Annotated in this window: 15 protein-coding genes and 1 tRNA gene; 3 read left to right on the top strand and 13 right to left on the bottom strand. The window is 47.9% G+C overall.

The annotated features are described in order from the left end of the window. Nucleotides 1-24: 24 nt before the first annotated feature. The 5 genes from NQ495_RS04205 to NQ495_RS04190 form a co-directional block, all read right to left on the bottom strand. Nucleotides 25-870 carry a site-specific integrase gene (locus NQ495_RS04205; protein WP_009134205.1) on the bottom strand — a complete coding sequence of 282 codons (846 nt, stop codon included), beginning with the start codon at nucleotides 868-870 and terminating at the stop codon, nucleotides 25-27. After that, nucleotides 831-998 (bottom strand): hypothetical protein, encoded by a 168-nt coding sequence (locus NQ495_RS11805; protein WP_407650871.1) that lies wholly within the window; start codon nucleotides 996-998, stop codon nucleotides 831-833. Before NQ495_RS11805 ends, NQ495_RS04205 begins: the two co-directional genes overlap by 40 nt. A gap of 669 nt (nucleotides 999-1667) precedes the next feature. After that, complete coding sequence (locus tag NQ495_RS04200; protein ID WP_198004412.1) at nucleotides 1668-1988, bottom strand: helix-turn-helix domain-containing protein; 321 nt, start codon at nucleotides 1986-1988, stop codon at nucleotides 1668-1670. A gap of 396 nt (nucleotides 1989-2384) precedes the next feature. Further along, nucleotides 2385-4028, bottom strand: coding sequence for a hypothetical protein (locus NQ495_RS04195; RefSeq protein WP_050808000.1), 1644 nt, complete (start codon nucleotides 4026-4028; stop codon nucleotides 2385-2387). A gap of 45 nt (nucleotides 4029-4073) precedes the next feature. Then, on the bottom strand, nucleotides 4074-5144 hold the full coding sequence (locus NQ495_RS04190) for a DNA cytosine methyltransferase (protein WP_009134208.1): 1071 nt from the start codon (nucleotides 5142-5144) through the stop codon (nucleotides 4074-4076). Nucleotides 5145-5263: 119 nt separating this feature from the next. Here NQ495_RS04190 and NQ495_RS04185 point away from each other — a divergent pair, with 119 nt between their 5' ends. Both NQ495_RS04185 and NQ495_RS04180 read left to right on the top strand, forming a co-directional pair. Continuing rightward, nucleotides 5264-5677 carry a very short patch repair endonuclease gene (locus NQ495_RS04185; RefSeq protein ID WP_040294523.1) on the top strand — a complete coding sequence of 138 codons (414 nt, stop codon included), beginning with the start codon at nucleotides 5264-5266 and terminating at the stop codon, nucleotides 5675-5677. A gap of 77 nt (nucleotides 5678-5754) precedes the next feature. Next, nucleotides 5755-7620, top strand: a complete 1866-nt coding sequence (locus NQ495_RS04180; protein WP_009134209.1) for an ATP-binding protein — start codon at nucleotides 5755-5757, stop codon at nucleotides 7618-7620. 68 nt (nucleotides 7621-7688) lie between these two features. On the opposite strand, the gene NQ495_RS04175 is transcribed toward NQ495_RS04180, so the two are convergent. The 7 genes from NQ495_RS04175 to NQ495_RS04145 form a co-directional block, all read right to left on the bottom strand. Continuing rightward, nucleotides 7689-8957, bottom strand: coding sequence for a tyrosine-type recombinase/integrase (locus NQ495_RS04175; protein ID WP_009134210.1), 1269 nt, complete (start codon nucleotides 8955-8957; stop codon nucleotides 7689-7691). A 471-nt stretch (nucleotides 8958-9428) separates the two neighbouring features. Beyond that, nucleotides 9429-10307, bottom strand: coding sequence for a site-specific integrase (locus NQ495_RS04170; protein WP_009134211.1), 879 nt, complete (start codon nucleotides 10305-10307; stop codon nucleotides 9429-9431). 168 nt (nucleotides 10308-10475) lie between these two features. Then, nucleotides 10476-11708, bottom strand: a complete 1233-nt coding sequence (locus NQ495_RS04165) for a site-specific integrase (RefSeq protein ID WP_009134212.1) — start codon at nucleotides 11706-11708, stop codon at nucleotides 10476-10478. A gap of 299 nt (nucleotides 11709-12007) precedes the next feature. Next, nucleotides 12008-12083, bottom strand: a tRNA-Gly gene (locus NQ495_RS04160). 265 nt (nucleotides 12084-12348) lie between these two features. Then, nucleotides 12349-14274, bottom strand: coding sequence for an NAD(+) synthase (locus NQ495_RS04155; protein ID WP_009134213.1), 1926 nt, complete (start codon nucleotides 14272-14274; stop codon nucleotides 12349-12351). A gap of 113 nt (nucleotides 14275-14387) precedes the next feature. Next, complete coding sequence (ade, locus tag NQ495_RS04150; protein WP_009134214.1) at nucleotides 14388-15992, bottom strand: adenine deaminase; 1605 nt, start codon at nucleotides 15990-15992, stop codon at nucleotides 14388-14390. Nucleotides 15993-16149: 157 nt separating this feature from the next. Continuing rightward, on the bottom strand, nucleotides 16150-16884 hold the full coding sequence (locus NQ495_RS04145; protein WP_009134215.1) for a pirin family protein: 735 nt from the start codon (nucleotides 16882-16884) through the stop codon (nucleotides 16150-16152). A gap of 244 nt (nucleotides 16885-17128) precedes the next feature. Here NQ495_RS04145 and NQ495_RS04140 point away from each other — a divergent pair, with 244 nt between their 5' ends. After that, nucleotides 17129-17899, top strand: a complete 771-nt coding sequence (locus NQ495_RS04140) for a YaaA family protein (protein WP_009134216.1) — start codon at nucleotides 17129-17131, stop codon at nucleotides 17897-17899. 90 nt (nucleotides 17900-17989) lie between these two features. Here the strand turns inward: NQ495_RS04140 and NQ495_RS04135 are convergent, their stop codons facing one another. Beyond that, nucleotides 17990-20689, bottom strand: coding sequence for a M1 family metallopeptidase (locus NQ495_RS04135; RefSeq protein WP_009134217.1), 2700 nt, complete (start codon nucleotides 20687-20689; stop codon nucleotides 17990-17992). Nucleotides 20690-20779: the final 90 nt, after the last annotated feature.

Here is a 20779-nt window from a genome sequence, read left to right as displayed (position 1 = left end):
ACTGGATATACCGTTGATAATATTCTACAGAACTCTTAACTCTGTTAAGTAGTTAGTGTGCCGGCCAAGATGCGAGGTGACGTTTTTCTCTATTCCACAGATACTTGCAATCTCTTTCAGGTAGAAATTATACTTGGCGTTACTCATAACCGGCAGTAAAAAAATGCTGTCCCGTTTACGCTCGTACTTTTTGATGATGGATAGCGGAATATCGAGGAGTTTGACCTTTGCCGCAGTTTTGGTCTTTATCCGGTGGGTATCGATCCAGAGGGCGCCGTCATCGTCGGCGACCAAATCTTTGTCGGTCAGGGCGGCGGTAGTGGAATAATCGTAGCCGGTAAAGCAGCAAAACAGGAAAATGTCGCGAACTTTTTCGAGACGCTTGTTATCCGGCTTATAGTCGATGATACTTTCAAGTTCTGCTTTGGTGAGATACCCGCGATCTTTCTTGACTTTTTTGAGTTTGTGGTCACAGAAGAGATCTTTAGACATCTGGCCGTTCTTGAAGCACATAGTCGTGATGCGCTTGAAAATCCGCATCAGCTTTTCGGAAGAGTTTGTATCCAGCTTATACTCGGTTTTCAGGTATGTCTCAAAATCTATAACGAAATTCCGATCTAATTGGTAGAGCAAAATATCGTTCTTCTGCATTTTGACTTTCAAGAATTCCTTGAGCCGACGGTAGGTCAGGTCATACTTATTGAAAGTGGACTGAGCGAGGTCGATGCCGATTAGTTTTTCCTGTCGGTCGTTGAATTCCTCGAACACGGTCAGCAGCGTATTGCTTTTGATATTCGTGCCGAGGAAAGCACCCCGCATCATCGAGGCAGTCACGACTTCGTTAGCTTCCGAGAGGCTATGATAGTGCATATCATTTGCCCCTTGATGCTGTCGAGATAGCGGTTGAGCTGAAGTGCCTCTTTTGTCTGTACTGTTGCTCTGCCGGACTTCGGGTCCCAGATTTTTGCGGTTACCTCGCTTTTGAGGCTGAACTTCACTCTTTCGCCGTCGATGGTAATCCGTGCGCAGAGGGGCACCTTGCCATTTTTTTCTTCAATTCCCACCTCGCGAGGAATAAGATTCTGAATGTGCTTTTCATAACTGTTTACCTGTTATTCAGATTAGGTAAATCGTTGAAGAACAGTTTGAAAAAAGCCTAAGTGTCCCACCTTTTTTCTCAAAGTGTCCCATTTTAGGTTCATATCGAACCGGTGGGGACACTTTTGGGATGCCAAGGTGTCTGAAAACGGCTTTCGGATGTCTTGCGAAGTCTTCGGAGAAGGCATGAAAAAACCCTCTGAAACATCGTTTCAAAGGGTTTTTGTCTGATTTTGGCGCGACAGCGTCTTTCGCTGTCTTAGCCTCTGGAGCGGAAAACGGGAGTCTGACCTCCGCCTTCCTTATGTATTGCTCATCAATGACTTCCCTTTGACTTCACTGGGTTCAACTTGCATAATGAGACACCAGTGGGGACATTTACCGAAACCTATTTCTGACGGTGGTTAACCTCGCCAAGACTGTTTTTCTTCGGTTTACAATGCAAAGATAACGGTTATTCCCGATATCACAAATAGGGGAAATGAGTCATGAGGGATGGCCTATGTCGTTAATTATTGTTTTACGATTATAATCTTTTGATTATTGCTTTTCAATAATTGTTTTACAAATTACTTAAGTGCGGTGTTTTTCTCGGGATCCCGGTCGAAACTATGGCGCTTATGGTGCTCAGCTAATTCATGGAAGTGTTCTTCGGTACTTTTAATTATGTTCTCCTTCAGCAGTTTTTTAACCTGACTGATCCGATAGTAATACTTCCCGCCGAGATTGGTATACGAAATCTTTCCATTCGTCCTCAGTCGTTGCAGTGTCCGTTCGCTTATCTTCAGGAAATCGCAGATATCGTGACTATCCACCCAACTTTCATCCTCATTCTCCACCGGAGGTTTCAACGAACTTACATAATCGGACAATGCATCCAGTTTCTCCATCAGCTGCCTAAAAGCCTTCGACTCAATAGTTATTACCTCCATTTTGCAAAATTGCTTACCGGAAAATCTAATGCAAATCACTTTACAACCATTCTTCAGTCAATCGTTACATAAAGAAATAGGAGAATAAAGTGAAAATGTTTGTCGCATATACTAAAGTACACCGTATTATTTGTCCGAATTTTAAAATTCGGACAAATTTATTATTCCCTTTTTATTGTGGTTAACTAAAGCGCTACTACACAAGGGAGGGCTGACTATTTCTTTTCTTCAAAAAGAAGTTTGATATCATTTTGCCTGCAGCATATCCATAATCCGATGCAATTCTGCATCATTCACAACCCTTTGAGTTAAGGTATTAAGTTTTTCGAACAATGATTTTATTTTAACTCAAAATCATTTATAGTTCCATGTTATCAAATAGTTTGAGAATTCAAGCTTTTCCGTAGTAACATCCAATTTTTTATTCATTGGAGAGTCTAATTGCAATTTAAAATGTAGCTCTTGAACGGGATTGTCGAAATTAGTCCTGATCTTATGCATTAGTTCTACAACATGATACCATGACCCCCACGCAGCACGTTTGTCAATTTCTTGATTGCTGAAATGAGTGTTATATCGCCCTATAACAAATAAATAAATTACAGAGATATCATTGCCTTTTATATTTAGGGCACTGAGTATGTTCTTGGAAGTATTTTCTGATTTCCAAGAATCGATTTTATCAATCCATTCTTTAGCTTTGGGGTAAAAATTTGCAATTCGGCTTTTTCTAGCCTGCATGTCCGATGCAAATTTATCTTGCCATTTTAATTGGAATATACTCAAAGATTTTGTTTGTGTGTCGAATATCGCCGCATCTATATCGGTTCTGATTCCATTCGAGTTAATTTCGATATTTCTATTTACTTTTATAAATCGATCCGAACTAAAGAGGTTGTATAATTGGTCTCTAAAAATCTTTTCTCTTTCATTAATCCATCGAAAATAGTCCTTTGGATATTTTCGTTTTAATTCATTTTGAACAAATAATACAGGCGATCTCAAACACCCCTTAATCGATCTGTATATAAATTTATTACCAATCTTAATGAACGGAGGAGAGAAATCCTTCTCGGAACTCAAATGGTCGTCGATATTTTCTGGTGAAACGATCAGTAAATCAAAAATTTGTTTTACTTCATCCTTATCTATGCCCAAATAATTTGAATATGAGGAATAAAGTTCCTCGGGCAAAAATGGTATTGATAAAATATTGTATATCTTCGTTTGAGGAGACTTATCTAATAACAACATACATGCATCAATGTGTTTAAGAGCTACTCCCATTACGGATTGGATTACATCTAATATGTGTTTGTATGTTATATTTCCGAATGTGAAATCATCATTAAAGTCGTCATATAGTTGAGAAGTAGCCAGTGCGACATATCCGGTCTGATAATAATAATCGTCAATATCCGGACTGCTATCATATCTGATATAATCCTTTTTCCAGGCCTCTACTCTGCTATCTAAAGACTTGAGGATTAGGTTATTAATTTTATCTAAATCCGCAATCTTATTTTTTAAAACAGACTCTCTGATTACTTTAAAGTACTCATCAAGAGATCTATTCTCTACATATTCTAAATGACATGAATCTGCCTCTATAGTGAATTCGGTAGGGGTATTTCGCGCAATCGAAACCTCCTTTTGAGAGGCTAGTCTTACATATCGCTCCAATAATTTGCATTTTCCATACATCCATAAATAATAATGGCAAAAAGACAAAGAATCGGAAGAAGAATGATGGATCGGGAGGGAATCCGCTTTAAAATTGCTAGTCAAATAGAACTGTTTTAAAAAAACAGGAAATCCATATTGAATAAAACCTTCAAAATTATCCTTATTTTCATATGGACAAAGCCAATAGTAATCAATGGCTTTAATAAGATCTATAAAAAGAAATGGGGTATTGTTGACCGCAATTTTTTTGTCAATAAAGTTCTTCTCCGATTTTATGATATCAACTAATTCAGCTCCTGCATCTTGCATCATGTATTAACTTTAATGATAAACTCTTATCGCAATTAGTAGACTCGTTTACTTATCGATAAGTTTAAATCGTTTTAAATGACGAATAATACTATCTGCTGTAATCTTGCCCAAGGTTGGCGGTACTGCATTTCCGATATAACGAGATGCTTTCGAGATAGAGATATTCTCGTCTGGGGCGAAAAAGCTATATCCTTTAGGAAATGTTTGGAAGAGTGCGGCTTCGCGTAAAGATATCGCTCGATCCTGAGTAGGATGTCCGAATCTGCCGTTTCCGATGCCTGTGCATAACGTTGTCATAGTCGGTGCCGGCGCGTCCCATTTCATTCTTCCATAAACGCTTCCGAACGATTGTCCCGATTCTCGTTTATGACATTCGAGCTGTAAATGAATCGGCCAATCTTTCCAGCTTCCTCCATAAGGTGTGGCTCTCATACGCTCCATATTTAATGGCGATAGAGCTCTAGCCCTGTGCAAAGAATCCTTTTTATCGGTTTCTCCGGCGACTAATGGAGGAAGATTGCCTATAGTTTGTTCCACTGTTACATATTGATCAGGAGTATGCGTCGGTTTTATAAGTTCGATTTCTCCAAATCTCGAAGCGAGTAAGACTAATCTTTTTCGAGTTTGAGGTATTCCATAATCAGGACAGTATACGACTTGGTACTTTACTTTATATCCTAATCTTTCTAATTTTGCAACAAAATCATTAAATACCGGCTTTTGTTTAAAAGATAAAATCTGTGAAACGTTCTCCATCGTAACGATATCCGGTTGGACCTCTTTTATAAGCCTTCCGAAATGATATAATAGTGTATATTTCGTCTGATCTTTTTTCTTGACTTTAAATGCATAGGAAGAAAAAGGTTGACAGGGTGCACACCCCGCTAATATCTTAATTTTATGATCGCCGAATAATGCTTTTATTTGCTCTCCTGTTACTTCACGAACATCCTGGGAAATAAACTGCGATTCGTTATTCGTCTCGTATGCATATTTACATGTCGTATCCGTATCGAAACCTGCTATAATATTGAATCCTCGTTTCTTCATTCCGAAGCTGAGTCCACCTACCCCACAAAACAAATCGACCACACCTATGTCGTTACGCCGTATCATACAATACTTTATATAAAACTCTATCCAATCTTTTTCACAAAGTTAATAAAAGATTCGAGTATAAATTGACAGTGACGAGTAAAATTCTTAACTTAGATGCGATTTAAAGTATTGAAAATATGGATATCTGGAATAAGAGCTCGCGTTCTAAGATAATGTCTCTGGTAAATCAAAAAGACACGAAACCAGAGTTAGTTGTACGGAAATATTTATTTGCAGCCGGGTTCAGGTATCGTAAAAATGACAGAAGGCTTCCCGGGTCTCCAGATATTGTTTTACCTAAATATAAGACAGTAGTATTCGTAAACGGTTGCTTCTGGCATGGACACGATTGTCGTGCCGGACGAAGACCGCAATCGAACGAAGCATACTGGAATGAAAAATTAGAAGGAAATATCATACGAGATAGAAAAAAGATCGAGCAAATTGAAGCTCTCGAATGGAAAGTATTGATCGTCTGGCAATGTGAGATAAAAAATATTGAAAGTCGAAAACAGCGATTGGAGAGGTTGGTCGAAGAAATAAAGCAATAAATAATTGGGGATTCGGCTAATAACATTTAAATTTAAACAAAAAATAAATAGAGTTTTCTTTTCGTTTACAACTTCTTATGAAAGAATATAGCTTAAATGTAGATCCTCGTATCTTGGAATTATTGGGTCCGAATTTATATTCGAATATATATTATGTATTAGCCGAACTTATCGCTAATGCATACGACGCAGATGCTGAAAATGTATATATTATCTCCAATCAAGACGATATTCGCGTTGAAGACGACGGACATGGAATGTCTTATGAAAAAGGCGACATAAATAAATTCTTGAATGTTGCCGGGATTTCTCGTATCGGAGAAGACGACTCATACACTAAGGCGGGAACTCGCAAAAAAATGGGGCGAAAAGGAGTCGGTAAACTTGCCGCACTATCTGTTTCTGAATGTGTCAATGTTTTGACTATTGAGAATGGAGAAAAATCTGGATTCGTTCTTGCCCGAAGGCCTATAGATGGCAATAAACTACAAGCGATAGACGATAACGATGTTATATTTAGCCGGATTGAAAATCATGGAACGGCTATCGTTATGAAAAATCCACAATATAGATTGCACAAGGGACTATATGCTGTTAAGAGAAATCTATTGAAAATTTTTCCTTTAGTCGGTAGCGATTTTAAGATACATATAATTAGAGGGCAAGAATACGAGGTTGTCGATCGTTTCGATGAAAATATTATGAATGAACTGAATACTCTTATATCTTTGGGTGATGAATATTCTAGTTTATGCGATTTAGTCCCGACAGAATTTCCCGATAGAAGATATGATTTGATAGAGTCTCGTCCCCCGTTTAGGACATCGGTATCTGTAAAAAACAATGAAGGAACGATCCGGGAATACCCGCTTGAGATTGTCGGTTGGATCGGTACATATAGATCGACACGAGGTCGGAAAGCCGAGATGACAGATTTTCCTGACAATTTTATTTCCCTGTATGCTAATAAGAAAATGGGGGAATTTAATATATTACCAATAGTTGGACAAAACAAACTGAATGAAGTTTACGTCGTTGGACAATTACATGTCGATTTATTCGAATTATCTGAACTTCCCGATATGGCTTTGAGTAATCGTCAAGGGTATAAATCGGACGATCCGAGATATGAGGCGGTAGTGGAATATGTTCGAAAAGATTTATTGCCGGCTATATTAAGGAAAAGGGAAATATTTACAGATCTAAATAATGCAGAAAAGAAAAAAGCAGCAGAAGCGAATCTGAAGCAAAAAGAAGAAGAACTGAAGAAAGAGATTGATGATTTTCGTAATAATGCAAGTAAAGGTGCGGCGGAAAATATTCGAAAGGCAGGCGCCGATGTTTCCCGCGAAACGATTGAAAAAGCAGTGTCCGACTCAATTAATAGTAATGCTCCAGATTTAGGTCTAAAAGCTATTGTCAATTCACAAAAAAAGAAGATTCTAATTAGCCAAACCTATCAAGATAAACCTCTCGCCGATATTATTTTCCAATTACTATTGTTCAATAATGTACCGGCAGAAGATATTTTGTACACGAACTGTGATGATGAAGTTTGCAGAGTCCCTGAAGGTAGTTCGGTTTATGACTATTTAAAAGATTTTTTTGTTGAAAGTTATTCGGCCCAAAAAATATTTGTTCTTTTTGTTACAAGTGAAAATACAAAAGCATCATGGGGTGCAATTACAGAAGTAGGAGCCTCTTGGATTACACAAATCGACCATAAGATATTTAATATAAATCCCTTCAGGCCAGAACATCCGTTAGATGATAATGCGCAATGGCATACGACTTTCCGAGAAGATAACGAACTCAGAATGTCTATGCTTTCTGCAGATATCTTTTGCCAGAAAATAGAAGATGTCTGCCTGCGTCTCAATTACAAATCTAAAACAAGAGCGGAAAATATAAGATATTTAGAAACATTGGTTTCAATAAGATAAGTAGTGCGATAAGAATATATATATTTCATGTAGTATTTTCAAAAATAAAAATAATGTAAATAGAAATTTTATTCAAATATTCGGTTCATCTTTTCTTTCATTTTTTCTTTGTCCGAGATGGTGTAATAATGCCTGTAGATGGTTTGTGGAGAGTTTCCTGCGAGCTCGGCGACCTGAAGCGGATGGAATCCCTCGTCGATCATGCGGGAGATGTAACTGCTGCGGGCAGTGCTCCATGTGACCCGTTGGCCGATGCCGGAAAGGTCGCAGATTTTCTTCAGCGTCCGGTTAACTTTCTCGTTGATCCGCTTGACCCGGCCATAAAGTTTCGCTTGTGTCGGATTGCACCGTTTGATCGTCGGAAAAACATAATTCATATACGCGGCATCACGGTAACGGTCGATGATCCCGATCGCTTTGTCGGTCAGGATTACCCGTGCCTGCTTATCGAATTTCGTACGGTCGTAGACGATCATATCGTCCTTTATCCGATCCCTTGTCAGCAAGCAAACATCGATGGCCGACATTCCGCCGGCATAGTAGCTGAACAGGAACAGATCGAGATAAAACGGTTCCTTTTTATCGAGACCTGACCGATCGAACGTTTCGATCCTGCGGATGATTTCAGGGGAAACGCCTTTAGGAGTGACAAGGCGTGGTTTTAGTTTCTCCTGCAGAGGACGAAACGCATTCGGATTGACATTGTAGACACCGGTTTCTTTGGCATACAGGCAGACCGCCCGCAGTTTCCGGAGCTTTTCCCGGATGCCGCCGTTGTTTCCTTTCTTTCCGCCGTAAACCTGTGTCCAAAGCGTATAATCGAGCAAGAACTGCTCCGTGATGTCCCGGAATCGGTATTTCGAGAAGTCCCTGTGATATTTGCTACGGGTAAACCGTTCGAGCGAAGTTTTCAGATAGCGATATTTTCGGGCTGTCGGCTCGCTTGTCAGTATCAGTCCGTTCTTGTATCGTTTCCGGGCAGCCGTTCTTTCCGCCATGGTGTCGATCGTCTCTGAGACGGTAATATACCGGTTTCTGACCCGGGGATCGTCATCGTAATAATGGGATAACTCGACAGGAATCCAATCTTTGCCCTGATACTCCCATTTCTCCGCGATCTTCAGGTATCTGAGTTTTTCCTGCCGGAGCAGTTTGTTCTTTTCGGCCGCATCCGTTCCGATGAACGACTGGCTCTTTCGATCCCATTCCCGGTAGAGTCCCGTGATGCGGAGCACTTTTGAAACGCGGGCATATCCGCGCTTGTAAAAAATCAGGTCGAGTTTGACCAGTTCGATGTTCTTCGAATCCCTCCGCCCTTTGATGTTGACTGTAAACATAATTGGTATTTTAAGTAATTTCGGCTTAAAATACCGTTTGTCGTTTACTCTCGGCTATCTGAAAGACGAGGCAAAAATATATCCGTTACAGTTTCGAAGACCGGTTCCTGCGGGTAATTTTGCTTTTGGATCGGCCGTTAGTAATATTATGATTTAATGTGTTGATTATTTATTAGTTGTGTGCTGAATGTGAATACTAAATGTCTTTTTGAAGATACGAACGATGTAAATATACAAGACTGAAACAACCCCAGATTATATAATGGATTGATTTTTAATGGAATATGACACATTCCCGATATATCTAGGGAGTCAGGAACATACAAATGAAAAAGGTGACCCTTTCCGTGGCTCACCTTTTTTATTTTGAATTTCTTCATTTTCAGATATACAGTAAACGTCCTGCTTTTCGACCCGTTTTACTGTAAGTGCACCCCCGGCAGAAAATACGGTATATCCATGGGCTTTATCTTACTTATGTTTTTCAAGATAACGGATGATGGTATCGAGGGTACATCCGGTAACTTCTGCGATCGTTTCGAGCGGCATCCGACAGGCGAGCATGTGTTCGATAAAAATGCGCCTTGTCATACCCAAAGTAAGTTCGCATTCCAACTGTAGTTTGCGGGCGATCTCTTTCATCAACCCGTTCGTCTGCTCGGTTATCCGTTTGATCCGGCCCTGCTGCTGTTCTGAAGAAAGGTGTTTATGAGTAAATACAGGCAGCAGGTAATCCCCAAAGCCGTCTTTCCGGTATTTCCGAAGGATCGCTTTGGCATATTTGTTCAGCGGAATCCGGGCTGTCCCCGAGCAGCCTGTCCGTTCGCAACAGAGATAATCACCATGTACGTTTTCTTCCCGGAGTGCGGCCATCTCCGCGACCGACGAGCCGCCGGAATAGAATCCGAACAGGAATAGATCCAGGCAGAACGACTCTTTGTTCGTAAGGCCGCTCCGCTCCATTTCCCTGATCCGGACAATCTCTGAATAGGGAATGAACGGGTCTGTTGTTTTCCGAACCGCAGGGATGGCCTCGACCGGATCGAAAACCTCGGTACCGGCATGTGCAGAACGGAAGATTTGTTTCAGCTTTCGGATTTTTTCTGCGACGTTGCGGCCTTGTAAATGGCTCACATACCGTTGCAGGAATCCGCTGTCGATATCGGTGAAAGTCAAGGTTTCGAAGTCCCGGCAGAGGACCGTTTCCGAGAACCGTTTCAGGGAATCCCTGAGGTAGCGGAATTTACGGGCGCTCGACGCACCGTATACGACAATGCCGTTGCGGATGCATTTCTTTTGTGACTGCCGTTCGATCATCTGCTCGAAAGCTTGCGATACATTTTCATTCATAATCGATCTTTTTTCGATAAATACTCCTTTCGCCTTTCACGGGAAAGGTTACAATAGCGAATAGGTCACCTTAAAAGAAAAAGGTTGAAAAGAATCGATTTTTTTAATATTCTTTGATCGGCGGTCGATTGCAGTCGATTTATACGGACACATTTCCACAGCATCGTTTTACCGGTTTCCCTGAAGACTGAACTTCGTGTTTCCGAGTTTTTGCGCCAGCTTGTCCATCTCGTCGTTGATGGTCTTGTCGACGATCCGGGCGTAGATCTGGGTGGTGCTGATTTTAGTATGGCCGAGCATCTTGCTGATGGATTCGATAGAGACCCCGTTGGCGTAAGTAACGGTAGTGGCGAACGTGTGCCTAGCGAGATGCGAGGTCACACGCTTTTCAATTCCGCAGGCTGCCGCAATTTCTTTCAGATATAGATTGTACTTGGCGTTACTCATTACCGGGAGGAGGTAATTGCCATCACGCTTGAGTTCGTACTTCTTCAAAATGGTTAGAGGAATGTCGAGAAGCTTGACCTTTGAAGGTGTACCTGTTTTGATGCGATGGGTGTCGATCCATTCGTGCCCATCATCGTCCATGACCAATTCCTTGTCAGTAAGGGCAGCAGTTGTCGAATAATCGTAGCCGGTAAAGCAGCAGAACAGAAAGATGTCGCGCACCTTTTCGAGCCGCTTACTATCGGGTTTGAAATCGATAATCTTTTCCAGTTCGGTTCTGGTCAGATAGCCGCGATCTTTCTTTACTTTTTTGAGTTTATGGTCACAAAATGGATCTCGCGGCATCTGGCCATTCTTGAAGCACATGGTAGTAATGCGTTTGAATATCCGCATCAGTTTCTCCGAGGAGTTGGTGTCGAGTTTATATTCGGTTTTCAACCACGTTTCAAAGTCCATTACGAAATTGCGATCAACCTGGCAAAGCAGGATATCGTTTTTCCGCATCTTGACTTTCAGGAATTCCTTCAGCCGTCGATAGGTCAGATCATATTTGTTAAAGGTGGATTGGGCGATGTCAATACCGATCAATTTTTCCTGCCGGTCGTTGAATTCTTCGAACACGGTCAGCAGCGTATTGCTTTTGATATTCGTGCCGAGAAAAGCATCCCGCACCATCGCGGCAGTCACGATCTCATTAGCCTCCGAGAGGTTATGATAATGCATGATCATTTGCCCCTTGATGCTATCAAGGTAGCGGTTTAATTGCAGGGCTTCTTTTGTTTGCCCCTTGGCTCTACCTGATTTTGGATCCCAGTGGTTTCCGAATATCTCAGCTTTGAGGCTGAACTTTACCTTTTCGCCGTCAATGGTAATCCGTGCGCATAGGGGCACTTTACCGTTTTCTTTCTTCAATTCCCACCTCGCAAGGAATAGGATTCTGAATGTACTTTTCATACCGTTTACCTGTCATTTAATTAAGATTAGATAAACCGGAGTCAAACAGTTTAGTCTTGGTAATGATTTGTCCGTCAGATTATAGCACGCTAAAGTGTCCCACCTCTTACGTCTAAAGTGTCCCACTTTTAGGTTGCACCACGCGAGTGGGACACTTTGGGGACACCAAGTTGTCCGGAAATGGCTTTTCGATGTCCTGCGATGTCTTGGGAGAGGGCATAAAAAAACCCTCTGAAACATCGTTTCAAAGGGTTTTTGTCTGATTTTGGCGCGACAGCGTCTTTCGCTGTCTTAGCCTCTGGAGCGGAAAACGAGACTCGAACTCGCGACCCCAACCTTGGCAAGGTTGTGCTCTACCAACTGAGCTATTTCCGCAATTATGTTATGAACTCCTCAAACTATGCCGACTGCTAGCAGCCTGTATCGTTTTCGGTGATGCAAATGTACGACGAAAATTTGAAAATCCAAATTTCCATGCGATTTTTTTGCATTTTTCTGAATGCCGGCGCCGGATACGGCCTAATTCAAGAATCCGGCGGAGTATGTATTCGGGCGAGTAGACATAATAGCGGCTCCGGTTAGGTTATGGTACTGTTTTCTCTTCCTTTACGTTTGCAATAGCGATGTTATATGCTTGCAATTACAGATTTTCGGCCTCGTGTAACCACATTGTGCAGCTTGCATCGCTGGGCATACGCCAATCGCCGCGCGGAGAGAGGCTTACCGAACCCACTTTTGGTCCGTCGGGTAGTGCCGAGCGTTTGAATTGTTGGGAGAAAAAGCGGCGCAAAAAGGTAATGAGCCACCGTTTGATCGTTCGATCTTCATATTTGCCTGCGAATGCTTGCCGGGCCATCAGGTAGAGTTTGGCCGGGCGGAAGCCGAACCGAACGAAATAATAGAGGAAAAAATCGTGAAGGTCATAGGGACCTACCAACTCTTCGGTGCATTGGGCGATTTGCCCGTTGCCGTCGGCCGGTAACAGTTCGGGGCTGATCGGGGTGTCGAGAATATCCAACAGCCACGGTCGGGCTGCCTCATCAGGACCTTTAGCGGCCACCCATCCTACCAGATGACGGACGAGCGTTTTCGGAATTCCGCAGTTGACTCCGTACATGGACATGTGGTCGCCGTTGTAGGTTGCCCAGCCGAGTGCCAGTTCGGAAAGGTCTCCCGTGCCGATGACCAGGCCGCCCGTTTGGTTGGCGATGTCCATCAGGATTTGGGTGCGTTCGCGAGCCTGCGCATTTTCGTACGTGACACTCCGGTCGCCGGGGTCCAGTCCGATGTCTGAAAAGTGCTGTTCGCAGGCTGCGCGGATATTTACTTCGCGGATCGTAATACCGAGGGTCTCCATCAGCCTGAGTGCGTTATTGTAGGTGCGTCCCGTTGTCCCGAAACCGGGCATGGTTATCCCTGTGACACATGTGCGCGGCAGCCCGAGTTTGTCGAATGTGCGGACGGCAACCAACAGAGCCAGCGTCGAGTCGAGGCCTCCCGAAATGCCGATGACGGCTGAGCGGCAGTTCGTATGGCGGATACGTTGGGCCAGACCGCTGATCTGAATGTTGAAAATCTCTTCACAGCGTTCGTCGATGTGTGCGTCTTTTCCTGGAATGAAAGGATAGGGGCTGATTTCCCGCAGCAGGGGAGTCCGGGTGTAGTCCTGAACCGGTAGTCCGGCACGGATGCGGCGGTATTCCTTTTGTGGACTTTCCGATGTGAAGGTATTGGTTTTGCGCCGCAGTGCCATCAGTCGTTCGATGTCCACGTCGCACAGGGTCAGCTGTTCGCCGAATGTGAAACGTTCGCTTTCACGCAGGATCGCTCCGTTTTCGGCGATTATGCCGTTTCCGGCAAATACGATGTCGGTGGTCGATTCGCCGCAACCGGCCGAGCTGTACAGGTAGGCCGCCATCGTGCGGGCCGACTGTTGTTCGATAAGCGAACGCAGGTAGGCATGTTTGCCGACCATCTCGTTGCTGGCCGAAATATTGACTAACAGGTTTGCTCCGGCAAGGGCCTGCATCGATGAGGGAGGCACGGGTACCCAAAGGTCTTCGCATATCTCTACGCCGAGGCATACATCGCCGCATTCGAACAGCAAGCGGGTCGAAAAGGGAGTTTCCTGCCCGCAGAGCGATATTCGTTCTGCGTGAGATTCGGTTCCCGGAGCGAACCAGCGGTTTTCATAAAATTCGTTGTAGTTGGGCAGGTAGCTTTTCGGTACTGCGCCGAGGATTTGTCCCCGGCTGAATACGACGGCGGTATTGTAAAGCCGGTTGTCGAGCGCTACCGGCAGTCCTGCTATGCAAAGCAGCGGCAGTGGGGCCGTTTCTTCCAGCAATTGGGTCAGGGCGGCTTCGGCCTGCTGCAACAGGAAGGGCTGTGTGAACAGGTCGCCACAGGTGTAGCCTGTGATCGAAAGTTCGGGGAAGGCGACGATGGCCGCTCCTTGTGAGGCAGCTTGCCGGACGAGCGTGGCGATGTGTGAAACGTTGTGCTGGCAATCGGCCACTTGAACGACAGGTGTGGCGGCCGCTATTCTGACGAATCCGAAATTCATACGTGATCGGGGTTATGCGAAAATTTCACTGAAGGTTCCACAGCCGGGGGGCCGACAGCTATACGCAAAAGTAGTGAAAACCGGTTAAAATCCCGGAATCAGACGGCTTTTATTCAGACAAATTCGAACCGGGTCGCGTCGAAGAGTCCCCGGTCGGTGAGCCTGAGCGACGGGATCACCGGAAGAGCCAGGAAGGCGAGCTGCATGACCGGAGTGGAGAAGGGACAACCCAGTGCGTGGATATGCCGTTCGATCCGGTCGTATTGCCGGATGACCGTCCCGAGATCCGCATCCGACATCAGGCCGCCGACCGGCAGCGGCATTTCGGTCATGGTATCTCGGTCGCAGCAGACGATACCGCCCTGCATGGCGATCAGCCGGTTTGCGGCTTGCACGATCAATTCGTCGCTGCTGCCCGTGACGATCAGGTTGTGGCTGTCGTGCGCGATGGTCGATCCGAAGGCTCCGTCCTGCAGGTTGAATCCGGAGACGTAGCCGATGGCCGCCGGAGCGTGCGGGGCGTAGCGGTTCAGGACGATCATCTTTTGGTAGCGCCCTTTTTCCCCGGCCGGGATCAGTTCTTCACCGGTAATCAGCGTTCCCTCTTCGGGACGAATGACCCGTAACAATTCATTGCCGGCGGAGGATGTCGCGATTATGCCGGTCGTGATCGGTTCGGCCAGGAAGTGATTGACGGTGCGGTCGGTTCCGGGAGCGGGGAGCGTATCGACCCGTTTGCCCTCGATCCATACCTGCGAAGGAGTGAAATGAATCAGGTCGGGGCAGCAGATCAGATCGGCCGGATCGCCCGGTTGCAGCAATCCGACTTTCAGCCTGTAATGGCGAATGGGATTCAATGTCGCAGCGGCCAGTACGTCGAACAGGTCGTACCCCAGCGCGACGGCCCGGCTCACCAGCCGGTTGATATGCCCGCGGCTCAGTCCGGAGGCTTTCAGGTCGTCGGTACACAGCATCACCCGGTCCGGACGGTAACCCAGCAGGGGGATCAACGTGTCGAATTCCCGGCTTTGGCTGCCCTCCCGGATCTGGATCATCATTCCGGCGTCGATCTTCTCCCGGGCCTCCCGCAGCGAGCAGGACTCGTGGTCGGTCGAGATGCCCGTGCCGATATACCGGCGTAAATCCGCTCCTTCCAGTAACGGTGCATGGCCGTCCACGGGTATTCCCCGGCGCCGGGCCGCTTCGATTTTGCGTATGCACTGGTCATCGCCACCGAGGACGCCGGGATAGTTCATCATTTCGCCCAGTGCGACAAAAACGCCCGACTCCAACAGCTCTTCGACCGTACGACTGTCGAGGGTTGCGCCGGACGTCTCGAACGGCGTGGCCGGAACGCACGACGGGACGGTGTAGTGGATCTTCAGCGGCGTACGCCGGGCTTGTTCGACCATGTACCGGATTCCATCGGTCCCGCAGACGTTCGCGATTTCGTGAGGATCGGCCACAATGGCGACAGTGCCGTGTCCCAGCGCGGTGTGTCCGTATAAGGCCGGGGAGAGCATCGAACTTTCGATGTGGACGTGTGAGTCGATAAAACCCGGAAGCAGGAACGGCAGGCTTCCGTTGTGCCGAGAGTCGTCTGCCGGGGTATTGCCGAACCTGTCGATGCGGGCGATTCGCCCGTCGGCAATCGTGACGGTGCCGGGGTAGATCTCCCGTCTGATCAGATCGACGATATTTCCTGTGAGCTGAGGCATGGATCCGGAATGAGTTGAATGATTGAATATCGCCCGCTCGCCGCTGGTCGGAGCGATGGGTAACGGTCCGGAGCAAATGTAAGAAACAAAACCGATAATCCGTAAAAAAGCCCTTCCGTATGGCGGAAGGGCTGAGGTGTGGTTGTGCGGGGCGATGTTATTCGACCGGCGGAACTTCGATCAGCAGTACGGTCGAATCCTCGCGGGCGGTAATGTCGAACTCTTCGGCGTCTCCGATTCCGATTCCGTCGCGTTTTTCGAGCGCATAACTTTCAGCGTCTATGGCGCCGTTTATGACAAAAAGATATACGCCGAAGCTGTCCGCATTGTAAAGCCGGTAATGTACCTTCTTACCTTTGTCGAGTTTGGCGATCGAGAACCATGCCCGTTGGTAGATCCACAGGCGTTTTTCATTCTCTTCGGGGTGGTGGGCCGAATAGGGATAAACGATGGTGCTGATCTGGTTCGGTACGATCAATTTCTCTATCGGCGCGTTGACGTAGCGCGGTTCGACGTTTTCCACGGCCGGGACTACCCAGATTTGCAGGAATTCGGTGGTTTCATCCTTCGATAGGTTCGATTCGCTGTGGTGGACGCCGGTACCGGCGCTCATGACCTGGACCTCGCCTTTGTGCAGAACCGACACATGGCCCATGCTGTCGCGGTGTTCGAGCCCGCCCCGGAGCGGAATGCTGACGATCTCCATGTTGCGGTGGGCGTGCATGCCGAAACCCGTTCCCGGTGCGATGCGGTCGTCATTGAGAACCCTCAGCGCGCCGAAATGGACCCGCTCGGGATCGTAATAATCCGCAAAACTGAAGGTATGTGCGGTTTGGAGCCAGCCGTGGTCGAAATAGCCGCGGGTGTTTGCTTTGTGAACGATAGCTTTCATAATTGATTCGGTTCTTTTATATAATTTTACATACGATTGCGGATGATTTGTATGTACAATCGTATCAAATAGCCTGCCAAGCCGGGGGCGGAAAAAGGGAAATGACTGTCACCGAGATGCTCCCGATCGGTTCGGCAGTGGATTTGCAGTGAAAATACCAATCGGGTATCATATTTGTATCTTTTTGAAAAACAGACTTTGTATCGAAGTTATAGAATATTTTTATGCAATAAAACACCCGATTATGTTAATTATTCTTTCTCCCGCCAAAATGATGGATATGTCGCCGGCCCCGGCAGGACTACCTGTTACGGACCCCGAATTCCGTAACGATGCCGAATTGCTCGCGGCCAAGATGCGCCGCTATTCGGCTGCAGACCTCGCGACGTTATTGAAGGTAAGTCCTAAGCTTGCGCAGGAGAATTATCTGCGTTATCAAAATTTCGACGACCCTTCCACGCCGGCCAAGCAGGCGATTCTCGCTTATGTCGGCAGCGTTTTCCAACATATAGATCCTGCGACGCTCTCCGTTCCGGATCTCGAATATGCCCAGTCGCACGTACGGATGATTTCGACTCTTTACGGGTTGGTCCGCCCGTTCGACCGGATCAAAGCCTATCGTATCGCTTTCGGGCTGAAACTGCCCGGTATGCCGGGCAGCCTGTACGATTATTGGCGGCCGCTGCTTACCGATCCGTTGATCGGTACGGTACGCGGTGCCGGCGGCGTACTGGTCAATCTGGCGAGCCTCGATGTGTTGGGAGCGCTCGATATGGACCGTATCCGCGGGCAGGTGCGCGTAGTGACGCCGGAGTTTCAGGAACGGCGCGACGGCCGGTTCGAAACGGTGCGGACTTATGCGAAAATGGCACGGGGCGAAATGACCCGCTATATTCTTCAGCAGCGTATCGAGACGCCTGAAGCCCTCAAGGGGTTCGAATGGGAAGGATTTCGTTTCAATGAGGCCGCCTCGGGGCCCGAACGCTATCTTTTTACACGCGATACCCGGAACTGACCCGGTACCGGGGCCGGATCGATCCGTGAACAGCTTTTACGCTGAACCTGCCGATATAAGTTCGGATGGTATAGTTCGGGTTTCAGTCTCTTATTCGGAGGTGTGATCCGAAGTTGGGCGGTTCTGTGCATTCCGGTTCCATAACCGGAAAAGCAGGTCGGCCTGTTGGAGGATTTTGCTGCCCAGCAGCGGCGGATAACCGGGATGGTCGGCGATGAAGGCATCTACGGCCGTAGCGGCTGCTTCCGAATGTTGGCTGCCCAGTAGGGCGGCCGTCCACTTACGGGGAAAGAAAATATCCCCCGTACGTTGTATTTCCTGCAACTCTTCGAGTCCCGGACGGATATACGCGGCCGAACGGGCGCCGTGTACCGGATGGTTCAGCAGGGAGAGTGCCGTGCAGGCCCACGGTTCGATGCTCCGGTTCGCCGGGTCGAGCAGGCTGCGGAACACCGAATCGCGGACCGAAGCCGAAGGCGATACGGCCGGTGCGATGTAAGCGTACTGTTTTTGCCGGTCGGGATTGGTGATGCGTGCCCCTTGACGCGCGATGATCGCTGCAGCCCGGTCCGGGAAACGCAATGCGAGCGTGTATGAGAGGTTTGTCAGGTCGTTTTCGCCGAGCAGCATCCGGTTCGCTAACCGTTCATCGTCCCATAATTCGTAAAGCGTGTTTATCGCCTGCGGGCTGCGGGCGATACCGCACCAAGCCTGGGTTGCCATGATGCGCCGCTGGCGGTCGGGATCGTTTTGCGCGATCTCCCATAAAGCACCTTCCAGTTCGGGAGAGGCCGTTTCGTCGTAGTATAGGCCGAAACAACCCCGGATGTAGGTGAGCGCTTGTGTGAACAGTTGTTGGTTGCGTTCCTGCGGAAGGTAGGCGATCATCGCCCGGAGAAACCGTTGCGGGGCAATCGTGCCCCCGAGCAGGTTTTCGTTCAGCGTAATCAGTGCAGAGAGCCGGGCCACGTCGTCGGGCAAGCCGGTCAGGCGTTTCATCAGGTATTCCGATGTGACGCTGTCCAGCCGGAAGTAGCCGTAGGAGCGTCCGTCCGCATTGGGCAGCACGCAGCGGGTTCCGGCAGGGAGGACGAGTTCCGTTTCCGGTCCGTCGAGCAGGCATTGCAGGGTATCCGTGGCGTTCCCGTCGCCGAAAGCGAGCAGCTGCAGCGGTTGGTTCCACGCCAGACGGCGTCCGAACGGATCGCTTTGCATGATGCGGAGCCTGTTTTCATGCCGGGTCATGTCGATCGTCGGCATTCCTTTTTCGTCGACCCATACCCGGCTCCATGCGGCGAGGTCTTCGTCGCATCGGCAGTCCAGAACGGCGATCAGGTCGTCCCATGTGGCATTGCCGTAACGGTGGTCGGCCAGATACTCGCGGATGCCGTCGCGGAATTTTTCAGGCCCCAGTTTGGTGAAAAGCATCTCCATGACCACCGGGGATTTGCTGTAAATGATCTGGCTGTACAGCAATCCCGCATCGGAAAGGTTCGGTAACTGTTGCCGGATGGCCGTGCTTCCCGCAGTGCGGTCTTCGCCGTAGGCTCCCGGTACGTTGGAGCGGATGAAGTTGAGCCGGTGGTCGATCTGCGGGAACTGTTCGCGCACGATCATCGCAGCGAAGAAATTCGCGAAAACCTCTTTGGTCCAGACGTCGTCGAACCACTGCATCGTCACGTAGTCGCCGAACCACATGTGCGCCGTTTCGTGCGCGATCAGGCTGCCTCGCGCCATGCGGTTTTCGGTCGTCGCATTGTTTTCGAGGAACATCGAACGGTCGGCGTAGAGTGTCGCCCCCATGTGCTCCATACCGCCGTACTGGAAACCGGGGATGACGATCAGGTCGTATTTGGCGAACGGATAGGGTACTCCGGTATATGTTTCCAGCCAGTCGAGCGCATGGAATACCTGTCCGAGGATTTCAGGGCATTGGGCCGTTTTCTGCGGATCGGTTTCGCGGTGGTACAGCGATATACTGCGGCCGTTGCGGTTTTCGGTGACCCGTTCGAACCGCCCGCCCACGAATGAGAACAGGTAGGTGGGGATCGGTTCGGTTTCGTGGAAAGAGATTCGCTTGCGGGCTCCGGTCGTTTCGGCTCCGGCGGCCATTTGGCTGCCGGCTCGGGCAGCCGTCCGAGCCGGACCGCTACCGGAGGTCTCGGTTCCGGCTGTAGGTCCGGATGCGGTATTCAACGTGTCGGTCCGGGCTGTGGCTCCGTTGGCAATCGCTTTCCACTCGGCCGGCAGTTCGAGGCTTAGTGTGAACCGGGCCTTCAGGTCGGGTTGGTCGAAGCAGGGGAAAAGAGTCCGGGCCCGGTCCGGCACCAGCAGGGTGTAGAGGAAATCGTCACGCCGGTTGAGCGATTGGTCGTCGGCCGTGAAACTTACGTCGAGGGTGTTCTCTCCCTTGCGGAGGGCCGACCGGGGGATGACGATGTGTTCGTCGGTTAACGAATAAGGCGTTTGCTGTCCGTTTAGTACGACGCTATGGATTTGGGACGTATCGCCGCGGAAATCTGCAATCAGTGCGTCGGGTTTATCGAGTGTGAACGTGATACGGGCTTTTCCGGTCACCTTGTCGGCGCGGTTGCCGGGAAGGTTGAAGTGCAGGTCGTAGCGGATATTCTGGTAGCGTGTTTTGCGGTAACGGGCCAGTTCGAGGCTTACGCCCGGGGCGGTAAGGTCTTCGGGCTGCGGTCCATTGCAGGCCGTACAGAGCAGGATAAGCAGCGCGATTGTCCAGACGTGGAGCGGCGTGCGGGTCGGAAAGGTCGTATATCTATTCATCGGAAAGCGGAACAGGTTGCTACTGCGAATTTACGCATATTTATGCAGATTTCCGGGAATGCGGTCCGATATAATCGTTTATAGGGGAGT

The organism is Alistipes indistinctus YIT 12060 (genome assembly GCF_025144995.1).
GTDB lineage: Bacteria > Bacteroidota > Bacteroidia > Bacteroidales > Rikenellaceae > Alistipes_A > Alistipes_A indistinctus.
The sequence above is the reverse complement of the archived record's forward strand: the minus strand, read 5'-3'. Positions and strand labels throughout refer to the sequence as shown.